This window comes from Vibrio sp. 2033 (genome assembly GCF_033339735.1).
This window is the reverse complement of record NZ_JAWOVC010000806.1, coordinates 1-523: the sequence shown is the minus strand read 5'-3', so window position 1 is coordinate 523 and position 523 is coordinate 1. Positions and strand designations below refer to the sequence as shown.

The 523-nt window shown below is 49.3% G+C and carries 1 protein-coding gene; it reads right to left on the bottom strand.

What is annotated here, in order from left to right; translation table 11 throughout:
• A partial coding sequence (locus R7P74_RS29200) for a winged helix-turn-helix domain-containing protein (protein ID WP_318124219.1) occupies positions 1-523 on the bottom strand: 523 nt, incomplete at both ends.

The following is a 523-nucleotide window of genomic DNA, read 5'->3' as shown; positions in this document are numbered from 1 at the left end:
AAACTTGAATTCGATAAGGTGAGTATCGATGGCTTGGGTAATACGCACTTCCGATTGCTTGTAGGTAAACACACCCATCACCACGACCAAAACACTGATCCAGATGAAGTTCATCAGTCCCAAGCGCCACGGGCTGATTTTATTTTTTTTCTGAGGGGGCTTTTTCTCTTTCGACATCTCGCAGACCGCACGAGTCAGAGGGCCGGCAGGAAAAGTAACGGCAGGTGCGATAGGCAGAGTCTCTTCTTCTGGTTCTTCAACCAAAGGCGCGCTCTCTTCCTCTTCACTTTGGCGACTTGCGACAAACTCTTCATGCGTCATCGGAGTCACGTTCGCTACCAGCTTGTAGCCACGTTTCGGCACTGTAATGACGTAACTGGTATTTTCTTCCCGACCGTCACGCAGCAATTTACGCAACTCAAAAATGGACTGAGTCACCACTTGATCGGTCACAATCGCCCCAGCCCAAACGTACTGGATCAATTCCTCGCGATTGAACACCTCATTTGCATGCTCAGCTAAG